14 protein-coding genes are annotated in these 14657 nt (G+C 64.9%); 7 read left to right on the top strand and 7 right to left on the bottom strand.

Going from position 1 to position 14657, the window contains the following annotated elements; genetic code table 11:
• Positions 1-16: 16 nt before the first annotated feature.
• Together VNT00_RS16620 and alr are read right to left on the bottom strand one after the other, a co-directional pair.
• Positions 17-733 carry an SDR family oxidoreductase gene (locus VNT00_RS16620; protein WP_325589502.1) on the bottom strand — a complete coding sequence of 239 codons (717 nt, stop codon included), beginning with the start codon at positions 731-733 and terminating at the stop codon, positions 17-19.
• Complete coding sequence (alr, locus tag VNT00_RS16615; protein ID WP_325589500.1) at positions 730-1869, bottom strand: alanine racemase; 1140 nt, start codon at positions 1867-1869, stop codon at positions 730-732. The genes VNT00_RS16620 and alr overlap by 4 nt, the downstream gene beginning before the upstream one ends.
• Positions 1870-2016: 147 nt before the next feature.
• Between alr and hpnC the strand changes: the two genes are divergently transcribed.
• Genes hpnC through hpnE form a run of 3 tightly spaced genes read left to right on the top strand, consistent with a single transcriptional unit; the run spans position 2017 to position 5071 of the window.
• Positions 2017-2886 (top strand): squalene synthase HpnC, encoded by an 870-nt coding sequence (hpnC, locus tag VNT00_RS16610; protein WP_325589498.1) that lies wholly within the window; start codon positions 2017-2019, stop codon positions 2884-2886.
• Entirely contained in the window at positions 2883-3746 is an 864-nt protein-coding gene (gene hpnD / locus VNT00_RS16605) for a presqualene diphosphate synthase HpnD (RefSeq protein WP_325589496.1), read from the top strand. Before hpnC ends, hpnD begins: the two co-directional genes overlap by 4 nt.
• On the top strand, positions 3743-5071 hold the full coding sequence (gene hpnE / locus VNT00_RS16600; RefSeq protein WP_325589494.1) for a hydroxysqualene dehydroxylase HpnE: 1329 nt from the start codon (positions 3743-3745) through the stop codon (positions 5069-5071). Before hpnD ends, hpnE begins: the two co-directional genes overlap by 4 nt.
• A gap of 16 nt (positions 5072-5087) precedes the next feature.
• Here hpnE and crcB read toward each other — a convergent pair whose 3' ends face one another.
• From crcB to alaC, 5 genes are all read right to left on the bottom strand, one after another.
• Positions 5088-5471: a fluoride efflux transporter CrcB gene (gene crcB / locus VNT00_RS16595; protein ID WP_325589492.1), complete on the bottom strand. Its 384-nt coding sequence runs from the start codon at positions 5469-5471 to the stop codon at positions 5088-5090.
• Positions 5472-5667: 196 nt separating this feature from the next.
• Positions 5668-6594 (bottom strand): arginase, encoded by a 927-nt coding sequence (rocF, locus tag VNT00_RS16590; protein ID WP_325589490.1) that lies wholly within the window; start codon positions 6592-6594, stop codon positions 5668-5670.
• 75 nt (positions 6595-6669) lie between these two features.
• On the bottom strand, positions 6670-8076 hold the full coding sequence (thrC, locus tag VNT00_RS16585) for a threonine synthase (protein WP_325589488.1): 1407 nt from the start codon (positions 8074-8076) through the stop codon (positions 6670-6672).
• The gene (locus VNT00_RS16580; protein ID WP_325589486.1) at positions 8073-9383 is read right to left on the bottom strand and encodes a homoserine dehydrogenase; all 1311 of its coding nucleotides are present in this window, start codon (positions 9381-9383) and stop codon (positions 8073-8075) included. Before VNT00_RS16580 ends, thrC begins: the two co-directional genes overlap by 4 nt.
• Positions 9380-10567, bottom strand: coding sequence for an alanine transaminase (alaC, locus tag VNT00_RS16575; RefSeq protein WP_325589484.1), 1188 nt, complete (start codon positions 10565-10567; stop codon positions 9380-9382). Before alaC ends, VNT00_RS16580 begins: the two co-directional genes overlap by 4 nt.
• 303 nt (positions 10568-10870) lie before the next feature.
• Between alaC and VNT00_RS16570 the strand changes: the two genes are divergently transcribed.
• From VNT00_RS16570 to pdxA, 4 genes are all read left to right on the top strand, one after another.
• On the top strand, positions 10871-11311 hold the full coding sequence (locus VNT00_RS16570; RefSeq protein ID WP_325589482.1) for an Mth938-like domain-containing protein: 441 nt from the start codon (positions 10871-10873) through the stop codon (positions 11309-11311).
• 4 nt (positions 11312-11315) lie between these two features.
• Positions 11316-11792, top strand: coding sequence for a peroxiredoxin (locus tag VNT00_RS16565; protein WP_325589480.1), 477 nt, complete (start codon positions 11316-11318; stop codon positions 11790-11792).
• A gap of 207 nt (positions 11793-11999) precedes the next feature.
• Complete coding sequence (locus VNT00_RS16560; protein ID WP_325589478.1) at positions 12000-13625, top strand: PhoH family protein; 1626 nt, start codon at positions 12000-12002, stop codon at positions 13623-13625.
• Positions 13625-14623, top strand: coding sequence for a 4-hydroxythreonine-4-phosphate dehydrogenase PdxA (gene pdxA, locus VNT00_RS16555; RefSeq protein ID WP_325589557.1), 999 nt, complete (start codon positions 13625-13627; stop codon positions 14621-14623). Before VNT00_RS16560 ends, pdxA begins: the two co-directional genes overlap by 1 nt.
• The last annotated feature ends 34 nt before the right edge of the window (positions 14624-14657 follow it).

The raw sequence follows: 14657 nt of genomic DNA, 5'->3' as shown, positions 1-14657 counted from the left end.
AGTGTACCGGCTGACGCTAGCGGCCGGCCAGGCTGCCGCCGCCGTCCACGCCCAGGACCTGCCCGGTAATGTAGTTGGCCTCGGGCGACAAGAAGAAGGTGACCGCGGCCGCGACATCGGCCGGCTGCCCCAGGCGGCGCATGGGAATGGAGGCCAGCGCCCGCTTCTCGGCATCGCTGCCGGCCGGATGGCCGGCGCGGAACAGCTCGGTTTCGATGGGCCCCGGCGATACGGCATTGACCGTGATGCCATACTCGGCGAGCTCCAGCGCCCAGGTCTTGGTGCAGCCGATGAGCGCGCTTTTGGCCGCCGAATAGCTGGTGCGCTCGAGCGAGCCCGAAGTGGCGCGGCTGCATATATTGACGATGCGGCCTTCCTGGCGCGCCTTCATGGAGGGCACGAAAGCCTGGGTAACCTGCACGGCCACCCGCACGTTGAGATCCAGGACGTTGTAAAGGGAAGCCAGGTCCACTTCGCCCAGCGGCTCGGGCTTGACCAGGCCGACATTGTTGACGATGGCGTCGACCGGATACTTTTCGCGGATGACGCGCAGGATGTCTTCGGTTTCGCCGGCGTTCTGCAGGTCGCAGGAATACAGGTAGCCCGGAAAATCGATGTCCTGGGTATGCCGCGCCAGGCCCACGACGTGGCAGCCCAGGTCGGCCAGCCGCCGGCTGATGGCCCAGCCTATGCCTTTTGTCGCCCCAGTTACCAGCACGCACTTATTCTTCACGATTCGTCCTTTTCAATGATTTTCGGCACCCGTGGCGCAACCGCGCATAGTAATTCATAACCAATGGTTCCGCATGCCGCCGCGACCTCGTCGACCGAAGGCCCGCCCTCGCCCCACAATACCACCTGCGACCCCGCGCGCGCGCCCGGCACGGGATCGAGATCGACGATGAGCATGTCCATGGAGACGCGCCCAAGCAGGCGGGTGCGCACCCCGTCGACGACCACCGGCGTGCCGTTGGGAGCATGGCGGGGATAGCCGTCGGCATAGCCGCAAGCCACGACGCCGATGCGCATGGGCGCGCTTGCCGTGAAGACATGGCCGTAGCCGACCCCTGCTCCAGCGGGAATGTCGCGCACGCTGATGAGCTCGGCGCGCAGCGTCATGGCCGGCAGCAGCCCCATGCTTTGCGCCGAGCGCGCGGCAAACGGCGAAGCGCCATACAGGCAGATCCCGGGCCTGATCCATTGCGGCAATCCCGAGGCAAGCGATTGCCAAAGCCCCCGGGTGAACGACGCCGCCGAATTGCAGACGCTGTCGGCGCCCGGCAAGCCATGGGTGACTTCATTGTAGATGCGAATCTGTTCGGCGGTGACTTCGGGGCTGTCGTCGGCGCGCGCGAAGTGCGTCATCTTGCCCATGGAACCCACGACGCCGCTTTGGCGCAGTTGCTCGATGCGCGCATAGGCGCCGCGATATTCGGCGGGCGAAAATCCCAGGCGGTTCATGCCGGTGTTCAGCTTGACGAAGACATCGAAGGGCGCCGCCGGCCGGGCGCCTTCCAGCATGGCGATCTGTTCGGCGCTATGCACCGTGGCCGTTAAACTATAATGGTCGATGACTTCAAGATCGGCGGCCCGGAACGCCCCTTCGAGCAGCAGGATGGGCTTGCTCCAGCCCGCCTCGCGGCATTGCACCGCCTCGTCCAGATCCAGCATGGCCAGCCCGTCGGCGCGCTCGAAGGCTTGTACGGCATTATGTATGCCATGGCCATAGGCATTGGCCTTGATGACCGCCCATATTTTCGGCTTCGGGCCTGGACGCAAAGCATTCGCGTCATTGAATTGCGCTGCGGTTGCCGCCAGATTGTGACGTAAAGACGGCAACGAAATCGTTGCCGAAATTGGACGTGGCATAACTACTCTGCTCCCTAGTTGCCCAAAGTCTAATCCAAGTCGTCCGCCCGCGTGAAACGAACCAGGGAAAATTTTGCCACAATGGGTAAAAATGCCTTGGCCGCGAGGCGCCCGCCCGCACACCGGAATTCCATCTCACGACCATACATGGCTGTCGAACACTACGAAAACTTTCCCGTCGCCTCGGTGCTCTTGCCCCGGGCCCTGCGCGAACCCGTCACGCATATTTACCATTTTGCACGCAGCGCCGACGATATCGCCGACGAGGGCCAGGCCCTGCCCAATCAGCGGCTGGCCCTGCTGGCCGGCTACCGGGAGGCCCTGCGGCAAATCCAGGACGGCAGTCTGCTGCTCGGCCCGGCCGATCCGCGCCATGCCGTGTTCGAGCCGCTGCACCGAAGCATCCGGCAATTCAGCCTGCCGCTGCCCCCCTTCTTCGACTTGCTGTCGGCCTTCGAGCAGGACGTCGTCATGCACCGCTACCCGAACCAGGCCGCCCTGCTCGACTACTGTTCGCGCTCGGCCAACCCGGTTGGCCGGCTGATGTTGCACCTGTACGGCGCGGCCAGCGACGAAAACATCGGCGATGCCGACGCTTTGTGCACCGGCCTGCAGCTCGTCAACTTCTGGCAGGACGTGGCCATCGACTGGAGCAAGGGCCGGGTCTATATTCCGCAGGACGCCCTGCTGCGCCACGGCGTGACCGAAGACGACATCGGCCAGCGCCAAGCCGGCGCGTCCTGGCAGGCGCTGATGCGCGAGCAGGCGCTGCACGCACGCGGACTGCTGCTGCGCGGATGGCCGCTGGCGTTGCGCCTGGGGGGACGCGCGGGGTTCGAACTGCGCCTGGTCATGCACGGCGGCCTGCGTATCCTCGAGCGCCTGGAACAGCTACACTACGACATCTTCACTCGTCGCCCGGCCATCGGCAAGCCCGACTGGATTTTGCTTTTATGGCGCGCCCTGCATCAACCCCAAAAAAACGCACTCGATTCCCCTGATCCCGACAACGCATGAGTCCCGACGAATATTGTCAGAACAAGGCCGTACAAAGCGGCTCCAGCTTCTATTACGCCTTTTTGTTTCTCCCTCCCGAGCGCCGCAGGGCGATCACGGCGCTTTACGCCTTTTGCCGCGAAGTGGACGACGTCGTCGATGAATGCTCGGATCCTTCCGTAGCCCGCGTCAAGCTGGCATGGTGGGACAAACAGATCGACGAACTGTTCGAAGGGCGCGCCGAGCACCCCGTCATGCAGGCCCTGGCTCCGCACCTGGAGTCCTGCCGCATAACAGCTTCCCGCCTGCATGCCATAGTCCAAGGCATGGAAATGGATCTGGATCAAAGCCGCTATCTGGACTGGCCCGGCCTGCGCAAATACTGCTGGCACGCGGCTGGCGTGGTGGGCGAGCTTTCGGTGGGTATATTCGGCTATACCGATCCGTCCACCCTGGAATACGCCGACAAGCTGGGGCTGGCCTTCCAATTGACCAACATCATCCGCGACATCGGCGACGATGCCCGCAGAGGCCGCATCTATCTGCCCGTCGACGAACTGCAGCGCTTCGACGTCAAGGCCTCCGAAATCCTGAACAGCCAGCACTCGGAACGCTTCGTCGATCTCATGCGCTTCCAGACGGAACGCGCGCGGCAATACTACCGCGAAGCCATGCAGGCGCTGCCCGAGGCCGATCGGCGCGCGCAACGACCCGGCCTGGCCATGGCGGCCATCTACCACGCCCTGCTCGTCGAAATCGAACGCGAGAACTGGCAGGTCCTGGATCAGCGCATTTCGCTGACCCCCATACGCAAGTTCTGGCTGGCCTGGAAAACCTGGGTCAGCGGCGGACGCAGCGTGGTCAAGCGCCTGGGCAGATGAAGATAGGCGTGATCGGCGCGGGCTGGGCGGGCCTTAGCGCCGCCGTTCACCTGGACGGCGCCGGCCACGCGGTAACGGTATTCGAGGCCGCCCATACGCTGGGCGGCCGCGCCCGCCGCGTGCACGCGCCAAGGCTGGGCCTGGATATCGACAATGGCCAGCATATTCTGCTTGGCGCCTACACCGAAACCCTGGCCCTGATCGAAAGCCTGGGCATCGCCAGGGCCGACGTGCTGCACGAAGAGTCCCTGGCCCTGCGCAGCGCCAATGGCGGCTTCCGGTTCGCCGCCCCCGACTGGCCGGCCCCCTGGCACCTGCTGGCCGCCGTGCTCGCCGCAAGAGGCATATCGTGGGGAGAAAAATGGCGACTGCTCGCGGCAATCGGGCAGTTGCGGCGCCGCCGCTGGATCGTGGGCGAACACCTGGCCGTTCTGCCCTGGCTGGAACAGCAGCGCCAATCGGCGCATCTCATCCGCCGCTTCTGGCATCCTCTGTGCCTGGCCGCTCTCAATACGCCGCTTGCAGAGGCCAGCGCGCAATTGCTGGCCACCGTGCTGCGGGACAGCCTGGGCGGCCCGAAGTCCGCTTCCAGGGTGCTGATCCCCAAGGTGGATCTGTCGCGGCTATGGCCCGATCGCCTGCCCGCCTCCCTCGACATACGCCGCGGCCATAGCGTGCGTTCGCTGACAGGCACGGCATCGCAGGCCGGCATCGACGGCGAAAGCTTCGATGCCGTGGTCGTTGCCGCCGGCGCCCTGCCAGCCGCCCGCTTGCTCCGCTCCTTGCCCTTTGTACCGGCTGCAGCCCCCCTGCTGGCCGGGCTGGCGGCGATGGAGCATCGCCCCATCGCCACTCTGTCGCTGAAAACAGCACGCCCCTGGGGCCTGCCGCATGCCATGCTCATGCTGGACGAAGCGCCGCAACGGCTGCATTTCGGCCAATGGCTGTTCGACCGAAGCGCCATCGCGCCCGCCTCCGCCCCGACCGGCCTGCTGTCCATCGTCATCAGCGACGCGCAAGCGCTTGCCCGCCTGCCCCGCGACCAGGTAGTTGCCGCCATCATCGAGCAGGTCCGGGAACAAGCCGCAGGCTTTGCGCCCATGCCCGAAATCGTCGCGGATGAACTGATCGTCGAAAAGCGGGCCACTTTCGCGGCCCTGCCCGCGATGCGGCGCCCGGGCAATGCCACGCCATGGCCAGGCATCTGGGTTTGCGGAGACTGGACCGATACCGGCTACCCGGCCGTGCTCGAAGGCGCGGTGCGCAGCGGCAAGCGGGCGGCCGAGCTGATCGCGGCCGATTCAAAACCCGGTGCGACTCCGTGACAAGGGTTGGCAGGATCTAACGCAGCGCGTGCATCGTGGCCAGGCCCAGGGCGGTCAGGGCCAGCGTGCCGAACAGGCTGACGCCGCCGTAGGCCAGGGCCGACGCATAGGCGCCGCGTTCGAGCATGCCCACCACTTCGGCGGAAAACGTCGAGAACGTTGTCAGCCCGCCCAGGAAGCCCGTGGTGATGAACAGCTTGACCCAGTCGGGCACCGACGGATAGAACAGGAAAGCCCCAAGCGCCACGCCAATGATATAGCCGCCGATGAAGTTGGCGGCCAGAGTGCCCCAAGGCACCAGCACGCCGGAATGATTCAGCCACATACCGAGCAGCCAGCGGCAGATGGCGCCAAGGGCCGCACCTATGCCTACTGCGAAGAAATGATTGAAGGTCAGCATGAATAAGCCTGTTCAGGATGCATTCGAGGGCAGCAATCCGACAGAGCACGGGCCGCCATGGCAGCGCCGCGGCCCGCACGGCCTCCCCTCTCGGGAATTTCAGCAATATTACCCGATCCCGGCAATGGCAAGCGCTTGCCATGGAGCTCTGCAGCGGCCACAGGCCGGCATGAAGAGCCCCCCGTCACACAGCACGCTAGCGCCGCCGCATCAAAGTGCTTTTGCCGAACAGGCTTTCCACCAGGTCGACGGCCAGTTCCGCCGTGCGGTTGCGCACGTCCAGGGCGGGGTTCAGCTCGACGATGTCCAGCGAAGCCAGGCAGCCGGTATCGGCCACCATTTCCATGCACAACTGGGCTTCCCGATAGGTGGGGCCGCCACGCACGGTCGTGGCCACGCCCGGCGCGATCTCGGGATCCAGATAATCGACGTCGAAACTGACATGCACGTGCGCGCCGTCGCCCACGCCGCGCAGCGCCTCCCGCATCGTCGCCTGCATGCCCGCCTCATCGATGTAGCGCATGTCGAAGACTTCGAGGCCGGCATCGTGCACCAGCTGCTTTTCTCCCGGGTCGACGCTGCGCACGCCAATATGGCGGATATCATCCGCTTGCAGGGCGGGGGTGAAACCGGCCAGGCCCGTCAATGCCTCGGGCCCCAGGCCCAGCAGGCAGGCGACCGGCATGCCGTGGATATTGCCGCTGGGCGTCAGTGCCGCGGTATTGCAATCGGCATGCGCATCCAGCCACAATACCCGCAATTGGCGGCCGGCCTCCCGGCAATGGCGCGCCACCGCGCTGATGGACCCGATGCCAATGCTGTGATCTCCGCCCAGCACCACCGGTACGTTCCGCAAGGACAATTCGCGATAGACGGCTTCGTGCACCCGCTGGTTCCATTGCACGGCCTCGGCCAGATTCCGATAACCGCCGCAGGGTGCGGATTCAGGATTGACGGGGCCGGAAAGATCGCCGCGATCGTCCACAAGCACCCCCAGGCGTTCGAGCGCCGGCCGCAGGCCCGCCACTCTTAGCGCCTGCGGGCCCATGCCCGCGCCGCGGCTTCCCGCGCCGACATCGGTGGGCACACCGATCAAGCTGACCCTGGGCACTGTAGCGGACATCGTCACCTCCCGGCGCAACAAAGCCTGTTGCTCCTGTACGGCATTTTAGCCGCACAAGAGCCTGCGCCGTTTACGTCAGGCAGCGTGCTGCTCGATATAGCGGCGCACCTGCTGCACGTCGCAGTCCATGACCTGGACCCGCTGCGGCAGGCTGGCCAGGCTGCGCAAATGGGCGGGAGGTTCGGCCGGACGGCCTATGGCCTGTTCGATGGTTTCGCTGAACTTGGCGGGCAGCGCGGTTTCGAGCACCAGCATCGGGATGCCCGGCTCGACGTATTGCCCGGCTACCTTGACGCCGTCGGCCGTGTGCGGGTCGATGAGCACGCCCGAGCTTTCGTACACCGAGCGTATGGTCTGCAGACGGTCGGCATGCGTACTCAGCCCGCCGACGAAGCCGTACTCGGCTTCGAACCTTGGCTGCATGGCGCTGAGGTCGAACTCGCCTTCGCGGGCAAGCTGGTCCCACAAGGCGCGCACCTTGCCGCCATCCTGGCCGACCAGGTCGAACACGAAGCGCTCGAAATTCGACGCACGCGAAATGTCCATGGACGGGCTGGAGGTTGCATGGGTCTGGGCGGCGGAACGCGGTCTGTAGATACCCGTGCGGAAGAACTCTTCGAGCACGTTGTTTTCGTTGGTGGCCAGCACCAGCCGGCGCACCGGCAGGCCCATGGAGCGGGCGATATGGCCCGACAGGATGTTGCCGAAATTGCCCGACGGCACGGCGAAGGACACCTGCTGTCCCGGGCCGGAGGTGGCGCGCAGCCACCCCCAGAAGTAATACACGACCTGCGCCGCAATGCGCGCCCAATTGATGGAATTGACCACGCCAAGGTGGTACTTGGCCTTGAACTGCAGGTCGCCGGAAAGCGCCTTGACGATGTCCTGGCAGTCGTCGAAGACACCCTTGAGCGACAGGTTGTGGATGTTGGGGTCCTGCAGCGAATACATCTGGGCGCGCTGGAAGTCGCTCATGCGGCCGAACGGCGAAAGCATGAACACCGAGATGCCCCGCTTGCCGCGCAAGGCGTATTCGGCGGCCGAGCCGGTGTCGCCCGAGGTGGCGCCAAGGATGTTGAGCGTGGCGTTGCGCTGGGCCAGCACATATTCGAACACCTGGCCCAGGAACTGCATGGCCATGTCCTTGAACGCCAGGGTCGGCCCCTGCGACAGGCCGAGCAGGCTCATGCCCTCGGACAAGGGCTTGAGCGGCACGATTTCGGCGGCATCGAAAATATCGGGGCGGTACGCCTGATGCACCAGGCGGTTCAGTTCGGCCTGGGGGATGTCGTCGATGAACAGGCCCAGGACTTCGGCGGCAAGCCCCGCATAGCTGAGCGTGCGCCAGGACTCGAGCATTTGCCCGTCGATCTGGGGAAACGCTTCGGGCAAGGCCAGGCCGCCGTCGGGGGCAAGGCCTTCGAGCAAAATGTCCGAGAAGGAAAGAGGCGGCATGCCGCCGCGGGTGGATCTGTATTTCATAGCAAGCTTTCGACCCGTAGGCGAGTGACTTCGGATTTGACGAACGGCAGCGTCTGGATTTTCTGTATGGCCTGGTCGACGTCGCCTTCGCGCGCCTGATGCGACAGGAAGATGATGTCGGCGTCATCGGCCCCGTGCGGTTCCTGGAACATGGAGCCGATGGAAATGCTGCAATCGGCCAGGATGTGGGCCAGGTCGGCCAGAACGCCGGGACGGTCCTCGACACGCAGGCGCAGGTAATACGACGACACGACTTCGGACATGGGCAGGATGGGGGTGTCGACCATGGCGTCGGGCTGGAAGGCCAGATACGGCACCTGGTGCTCGGGGTCGGCCGCCTGCAGCCGGGCCACGTCGACCAGGTCGGCCACCACGGCGGAGGCCGTGGGGAGCTCGCCCGCGCCCTGCCCGTAATACAGCGTGCCGCCCACGGCGTCGCCATACACCTGCACCGCATTCATGGCGCCTTCGACGCTGGCCAGCACGCGCTCTACCGGCACCAGTGTGGGATGCACGCGCAGTTCGATGCCGTCTTCGCGGCGGCGGGTGATGCCCAGCAGCTTGATGCGGTAGCCCAGGCGCTTGGCGTGCCCCATGTCTTCGCCGGCCAGGTGCGAAATGCCTTCGATATAGGCCTTGTCGAACTGCACGGGAATGCCGAAAGCCAGCGAAGCCAGCAGGGTGAGCTTGTGCGCGGCGTCCACGCCTTCGACGTCGAAGGTGGGATCGGCTTCGGCATAGCCAAGGCGCTGGGCGTCGGCCAGCGCTTCGGCGAACGACAGGCCGCGCAGGCGCATTTCCGACAGGATGAAATTGGTCGTGCCGTTGATGATGCCGGCCAGCCACTGGATGCGGTTGGCCGTCAGGCCTTCGCGCATGGCCTTGATGATGGGAATGCCGCCGGCCACGGCCGCTTCGAACAGCACCATCAGGCCCTTGGCGTGCGCGGCGGCGAAGATCTCGTTGCCGTGCTTGGCCAGCAGGGCCTTGTTGGCGGTGACGACATGCTTGCCCTGGTTCAGGGCTTCCATGACCAGTTCGCGGGCCAGCGTGTCGCCGCCGATGAGCTCGACCACGATGTCGATATCCGGGCGGCGCACGACCTCGAGGCCGTCGCGGGTGACGAACACGTCGCCGCCCACGAGCCTCCTGGCTTTTTCAACGTCGCGCACCGCCACCGCGGCCACCTCGATGCTGCGGCCGGCGCGCCGCGCGATTTCCTCGGCGTTGCGCGTAAGCACCTTCCAGGTGCCGCCGCCCACCACGCCAAGACCCAGCAAACCGACTTTTACGGGACGACTGCTCATTTGACCAGCCCGTCCTTGCGGAACATTTCCTTGATGCCGCGTACAGCCTGGCGGGTACGCTGCTCGTTCTCGATCATGGCGAAGCGCACATAGCCGTCGCCGTACTCGCCAAAGCCGATGCCAGGCGAAACCGCGACCTTGGCTTCGTTCAGCAGCTTCTTGGAGAACTCGAGCGAGCCCATCGCCTGGTAGGGTTCGGGAATCTTCGCCCAGACGTACATGGATGCCTTGGGAACGTCGACCATCCAGCCGGCTTCGTGCAGCCCCTTGACCAGCACGTCGCGCCGGTTGCGGTATTGCTCGACCACCCGCGCCACGCCGTCCTGCGGTCCTTCGAGGGCGGCGATGGCGGCGACCTGAATGGGCGTGAACGTGCCGTAGTCGTGATAGCTCTTGATGCGGGCCAGGGCGTTGACGAGTTCGCTGTTGCCCACCATGAAACCGATGCGCCAGCCAGCCATGTTGTAGCTTTTGCTCATGGTGAAGAACTCGACCGCCACGTCGCGCGCGCCTTCGACCTGCATGATGGACGGCGCCACATAACCGTCGAAGGTGATGTCGGCATAGGCCAGGTCGTGCACCACCAGGATGCCGTGCTCTTTGGCCAGCGCCACGATGCGCTCGAAGAAGGTCAGGTCCACGCATTGCGCCGTGGGATTGCTGGGGAAACCCAGGATCATCATCTTGGGCTTGGGAATGCTTTCGCGCACCGCGCGCTCGATTTCCTCGAAGAAATCCAGGCCCGGAACCATGGGAACGGAACGGATGTTGGCGCCGGCGATGACCGCGCCATAGATGTGTATGGGGTAGCTGGGATTGGGCACCAGCACCGTGTCGCCCCGGTCCAGCGTGGCAAGCATCAGGTGCGCCAGGCCCTCTTTGGAGCCGATGGTGACGATGGCCTCGGTGTCGGGGTTCAGTTCGACTCCGTAACGCCGCTGATACCAGCCGGTAATGGCCTTGCGCAGGCGCGGAATGCCTTTGGAAACCGAGTAGCCGTGCGTGTCGGGCCGGCCCGCGACCTCGATGAGCTTGTCGACGATGTGCTTGGGCGTGGGGCCGTCAGGGTTGCCCATGGACATGTCGATGATGTCTTCGCCTCGTCGCCGCGCCGCCATTTTCAATTCGCCGGTGATGTTGAAAACGTAGGGTGGCAAACGCTCTATGCGGGGAAAACTCGTCATTATGTATCCTTGGGATAGGAAAAAGTGGGTACCGGGCCTGTCGGCGGCCTGTTTCCCGGCCGCCCATGCGATGCACTGGTTGCAGTGCAACAAACTATGTAATCTAGCCGAAGTCGGGACATACCGCAAACAACCCATTAGTGTAAACGATAGGGGTAGGCAGGCAAAACCCGGCCACCGACGAAACCTCGCCCCCGGCGGAAGCCTGCGGAGCGGTTCCCGGGCACGCGGACGGCGGAAATCCCGGCATGCTGCAAGCCGCCGGATTGCGCTATGATCAAGGTGATCAAGGGAGTTTTTTGAGTGCAACTGCAAGCCGAATCGAATCCAGCGCTGAACACCGTGACCGCCTACGGTCCGGACTACATCGAAATCAACGCCGTCGCCTACCAGCACGCGGTCTATTTTAGTCCCGAAGGCGATATCCAGCGCTGGGAGGTCAGCCAGGTCGGCGACATCAACGCGGCGCAACTGCGCCAGATTGCCGGCCTGGAAAACGCCGCCGCCGATCCCATGGCCTTTCTCGACGGCGAACCCGCGCAAAAGCCCGATGGCGCCCCCGAGGTCGTGCTGATCGGCACGGGCCATACCCAGCGGTTTCTGCCCCGCCACGTCACCCAGCCCCTCCTCGAGCTTGGCATCGGCGTCGAAGCCATGAGCACCCAGGCCGCCGCCCGCACCTACAACATTCTGATGTCCGAAGGACGGCGGGTCGTCGCCGCCCTTCTCCCCCTGGAGCCGTAAAACCATGAGCCAAGTCACCGTTGGACAGCCCCTGCCCGACTTCACCGCCCAAAGCACGCAAGGCGAGATCAGCCCCGCCGCATTGCGGGGCAAATGGGCCGTCCTGTATTTTTATCCCAAGGACAACACTCCGGGCTGCACCACCGAATCCCAGGACTTCCGCGACCATTACAAGGACTTCCTGGCCGCGGAATGCACGGTAATCGGCATTTCACGCGATTCGCTCAAGTCGCATGCCGGCTTCGCCGAAAAACAGGGCCTGCCCTTCCCGCTCATTTCCGACGGCGCCGAAACGCTGTGCAGCCTCTTCGACGTCATCAAAATGAAAAACATGTACGGTAAACAGGTAAGAGGCATCGAACGCAGCACGTTCCTGATCGACCCCGAAGGCACCCTGGTCCACGAATGGCGCAAGCTGCGGGTGCCGGGCCATGTCGACGAGGTCCTGCAAACACTGAAGGAGCGCGCCGGCAATAAATAGCCCGATTTTTGCCGCCGGGCCGCCCCAAGGCAAAAAAGCCCCCTCGGGGGGCAGCAAGCCGAAGGCGCAGCGTGAGGGGCATATTTTGCCGCCGGGCCGCCCCCAAGGCAAAAAGCGCCCCCCTTGGGGGGGCAGCAAGCCGAAGGCGCAGCGTGGGGGGCACATTTTTGTTTCGACGACTTTACAACGCACAGGAGCACACACCTTATGCCGCTACCCAAGCTGCCAAACCTGATGGGAGCACTCGTTGGCGCCGCCGAAGCCCGGCTCGCGGAAGAGTCTGACATTCTCGAAGTCCCGCCCGCTCCCGTTGCCAAGCAACCCGCACAACCCCCGGCAGCCCCCGCGCCGTCTCCCGAGTCGCCGCGCCTGTCCGTGGTCGGCAGCGCGCGCCCCAAGAAGAAAACCCGCCTGCCCGCGGCGCGGCGCAAATTGTTCGTCCTGGACACCAATGTGCTGCTGCACGACCCCAACTCGCTGTTCAAGTTCGAAGAACACGACATCTTCCTGCCTATGATCGTGCTCGAAGAGCTCGATCACCAAAAAAAGGGCATGTCCGAGGTGGCGCGCAATGCGCGCCAGGTCAGCCGCTTCCTGGACGGCCTGGTGGGCACCTCCAGCAAACTGAAGGACGGCATAGCGCTCGACACCCTGGGCAACCAGGAGGCGCTGGGATCCCTGCATTTCCAGACCACGGCGCTGCACTCCCAACTGCCCATCGAACTGCCCCACGGCAAGGCCGACAACGTCATCCTCAGCGTCGTGCACGCGCTGCAGGAAACCATGCCCAAGCGCCAGATCACCCTGGTGTCGAAAGACATCAATATGCGGCTCAAGGCGCTGTCCCTGGGCATGCAGGCCGAGGACTACTTCAACGACCATGTCCTGGACGACTCGGACCTGCTGTACGACGGCGTGCTGCCGCTGCCCGAGAACTTCTGGACCAAGCACGGCAAGGACGTGGAGTCCTGGCAGCAAGGCGGCACGACGTACTACCGCATCAAGGGCCCCCTGTGCTCCGAGTTCATCGTCAACGAGTTCGTCTATTTTGAAGGCGAACTGCCCCTGTACGCCCAGGTCAAGGAAGTCACCGGCAAAAGCGCGGTGCTGGCGACGCTGCGCGACTACAGCCATGGCAAGAACAATGTGTGGGGCATCACCGCGCGCAACCGCGAACAGAATTTCGCCCTGAACCTGCTGATGAACCCCGAATGCGACTTCGTCTCGCTGCTGGGCCAGGCCGGCACCGGCAAGACGCTGCTGGCCCTGGCGGCGGCGCTGACCCAGACGCTGGAAACCAAGCGCTACAACGAGATCATCATCACCCGCGCCACCGTCCCGGTCGGCGACGACATCGGCTTCCTGCCCGGCACCGAGGAAGAAAAGATGCTGCCCTGGATGGGCGCCCTGGAGGACAACCTGGAAGTCCTGCACCTGGGGGCCGGCAACGAGGTCATGTCGGGTTCGGGCGGCGGCAACGGCGCCCAGGAATGGAGCAAGAACTCCACCATGGAGCTCATCCGCTCGCGCATCAAGGTCAAGTCCCTGAACTTCATGCGCGGCCGTACCTTCCTGAACAAGTTCCTGATCATCGACGAAGCGCAGAACCTCACGCCCAAGCAAATGAAGACCCTGGTAACCCGGGCGGGTCCGGGCACCAAGATCGTGTGCCTGGGCAATATCGCGCAAATCGACACCCCCTACCTCACCGAGGGCAGTTCGGGACTGACCTATGTCGTGGATCGCTTCAAGGGATGGCCGCACGCGGGCCACATAACCCTGCAGCGCGGCGAGCGCTCGCGCCTGGCCGACTACGCCAGCGAAGCGCTATGATGGCCCGGGCCGGCCCGCCCATCGGCATCACCATGGGTGACGCCGCGGGCATCGGCCCCGAAATCATCGCCAAGCTGTTCGCCCAGGGCTTGCCGTACCACGGCGTGGTGTACGGCGACGCGGGCGTCCTGCAAAGCACGCTGCGGCGCCTGGGGCTGGACGCCATGCTGCGGATCCAGGAGCTGGACTCCCCCGCCGGCGGCACGGCCGCACCCGGCGTCGTGCCCGTGATCAATCGCTGGCTGCCCCTGCCGGCCGATCTTCCTCCCGGAAGGCTCAACGCGCAGGCCGGCAGAGGCGCCTATGAATACCTGTGCCAGGCCATCGACGACGCAGGCCGCGGCCTGCTGAGGGCCATCGTGACGGCGCCGCTCAACAAGGAAGCCATGCAGGCCGGCGGCGCCGACTACCCCGGCCACACCGAGATCCTGGCCGAGCGCACCGGCACCGAACATTACGCCATGATGCTCGCCAACCCCGAACTGCGCGTCATCCTGGCAACCATCCATACCGCCCTGGCCAACGTCAGCGCCCTCATTACGCCCGACACCGAACTGAACACCATACGCCTGGCGCACAAGGCCTGTCTGCAGGCAGGCGTGGCGGCGCCGCGCGTGGCCGTGGCGGGACTTAACCCCCATGCCGGCGAAAACGGCCGCTTCGGCCTCGAGGAAGTACAGGTCATCGGCCCCGCCATCGAACAGGCGCGCCGCGAAGGCATCGACGCCAGCGGGCCCTGGCCTGGCGATACCGTATTCATGCGGGCGCGGCGGGGCGAATTCGACATCGTCGTCGCCCAATACCACGACCAGGGCCTTATTCCCGTCAAGTATCTGGGCGTGGATCACGGCGTCAACGTCACCGTGGGCCTGCCTTTCGTGCGCACCAGCGTCGACCACGGCACGGCCTTCGACATCGCCGGCCAGGGCATTGCGGATCCCAGCTCGCTGCGCGCCGCCTACGACCTGGCCCTGGCCATGACGCCCGGGCGGGACTGAACGGGGCGCCGGAACGCGCCGGACGCCGGCCCCC

This window comes from Eoetvoesiella sp. (genome assembly GCF_035555955.1).
Lineage (GTDB): Bacteria > Pseudomonadota > Gammaproteobacteria > Burkholderiales > Burkholderiaceae_B > Eoetvoesia.
Note: the sequence above shows the minus strand (reverse complement) of the source record. Positions and strands in the feature narration are given on the sequence as shown.

Coding starts and splice junctions, on each gene's coding strand:
- hpnE (WP_325589494.1), top strand. CDS start 3,743: ATGAAGATAGGCGTGATCGGCGCGGGCTGGGCGGGCCTTAGCGCCGCC.
- alr (WP_325589500.1), bottom strand. CDS start 1,869: ATGCCACGTCCAATTTCGGCAACGATTTCGTTGCCGTCTTTACGTCAC.
- rocF (WP_325589490.1), bottom strand. CDS start 6,594: ATGTCCGCTACAGTGCCCAGGGTCAGCTTGATCGGTGTGCCCACCGAT.
- thrC (WP_325589488.1), bottom strand. CDS start 8,076: ATGAAATACAGATCCACCCGCGGCGGCATGCCGCCTCTTTCCTTCTCG.
- crcB (WP_325589492.1), bottom strand. CDS start 5,471: ATGCTGACCTTCAATCATTTCTTCGCAGTAGGCATAGGTGCGGCCCTT.
- VNT00_RS16580 (WP_325589486.1), bottom strand. CDS start 9,383: ATGAGCAGTCGTCCCGTAAAAGTCGGTTTGCTGGGTCTTGGCGTGGTG.
- VNT00_RS16565 (WP_325589480.1), top strand. CDS start 11,316: ATGAGCCAAGTCACCGTTGGACAGCCCCTGCCCGACTTCACCGCCCAA.
- hpnC (WP_325589498.1), top strand. CDS start 2,017: ATGGCTGTCGAACACTACGAAAACTTTCCCGTCGCCTCGGTGCTCTTG.
- hpnD (WP_325589496.1), top strand. CDS start 2,883: ATGAGTCCCGACGAATATTGTCAGAACAAGGCCGTACAAAGCGGCTCC.
- alaC (WP_325589484.1), bottom strand. CDS start 10,567: ATGACGAGTTTTCCCCGCATAGAGCGTTTGCCACCCTACGTTTTCAAC.
- VNT00_RS16560 (WP_325589478.1), top strand. CDS start 12,000: ATGCCGCTACCCAAGCTGCCAAACCTGATGGGAGCACTCGTTGGCGCC.
- pdxA (WP_325589557.1), top strand. CDS start 13,625: ATGGCCCGGGCCGGCCCGCCCATCGGCATCACCATGGGTGACGCCGCG.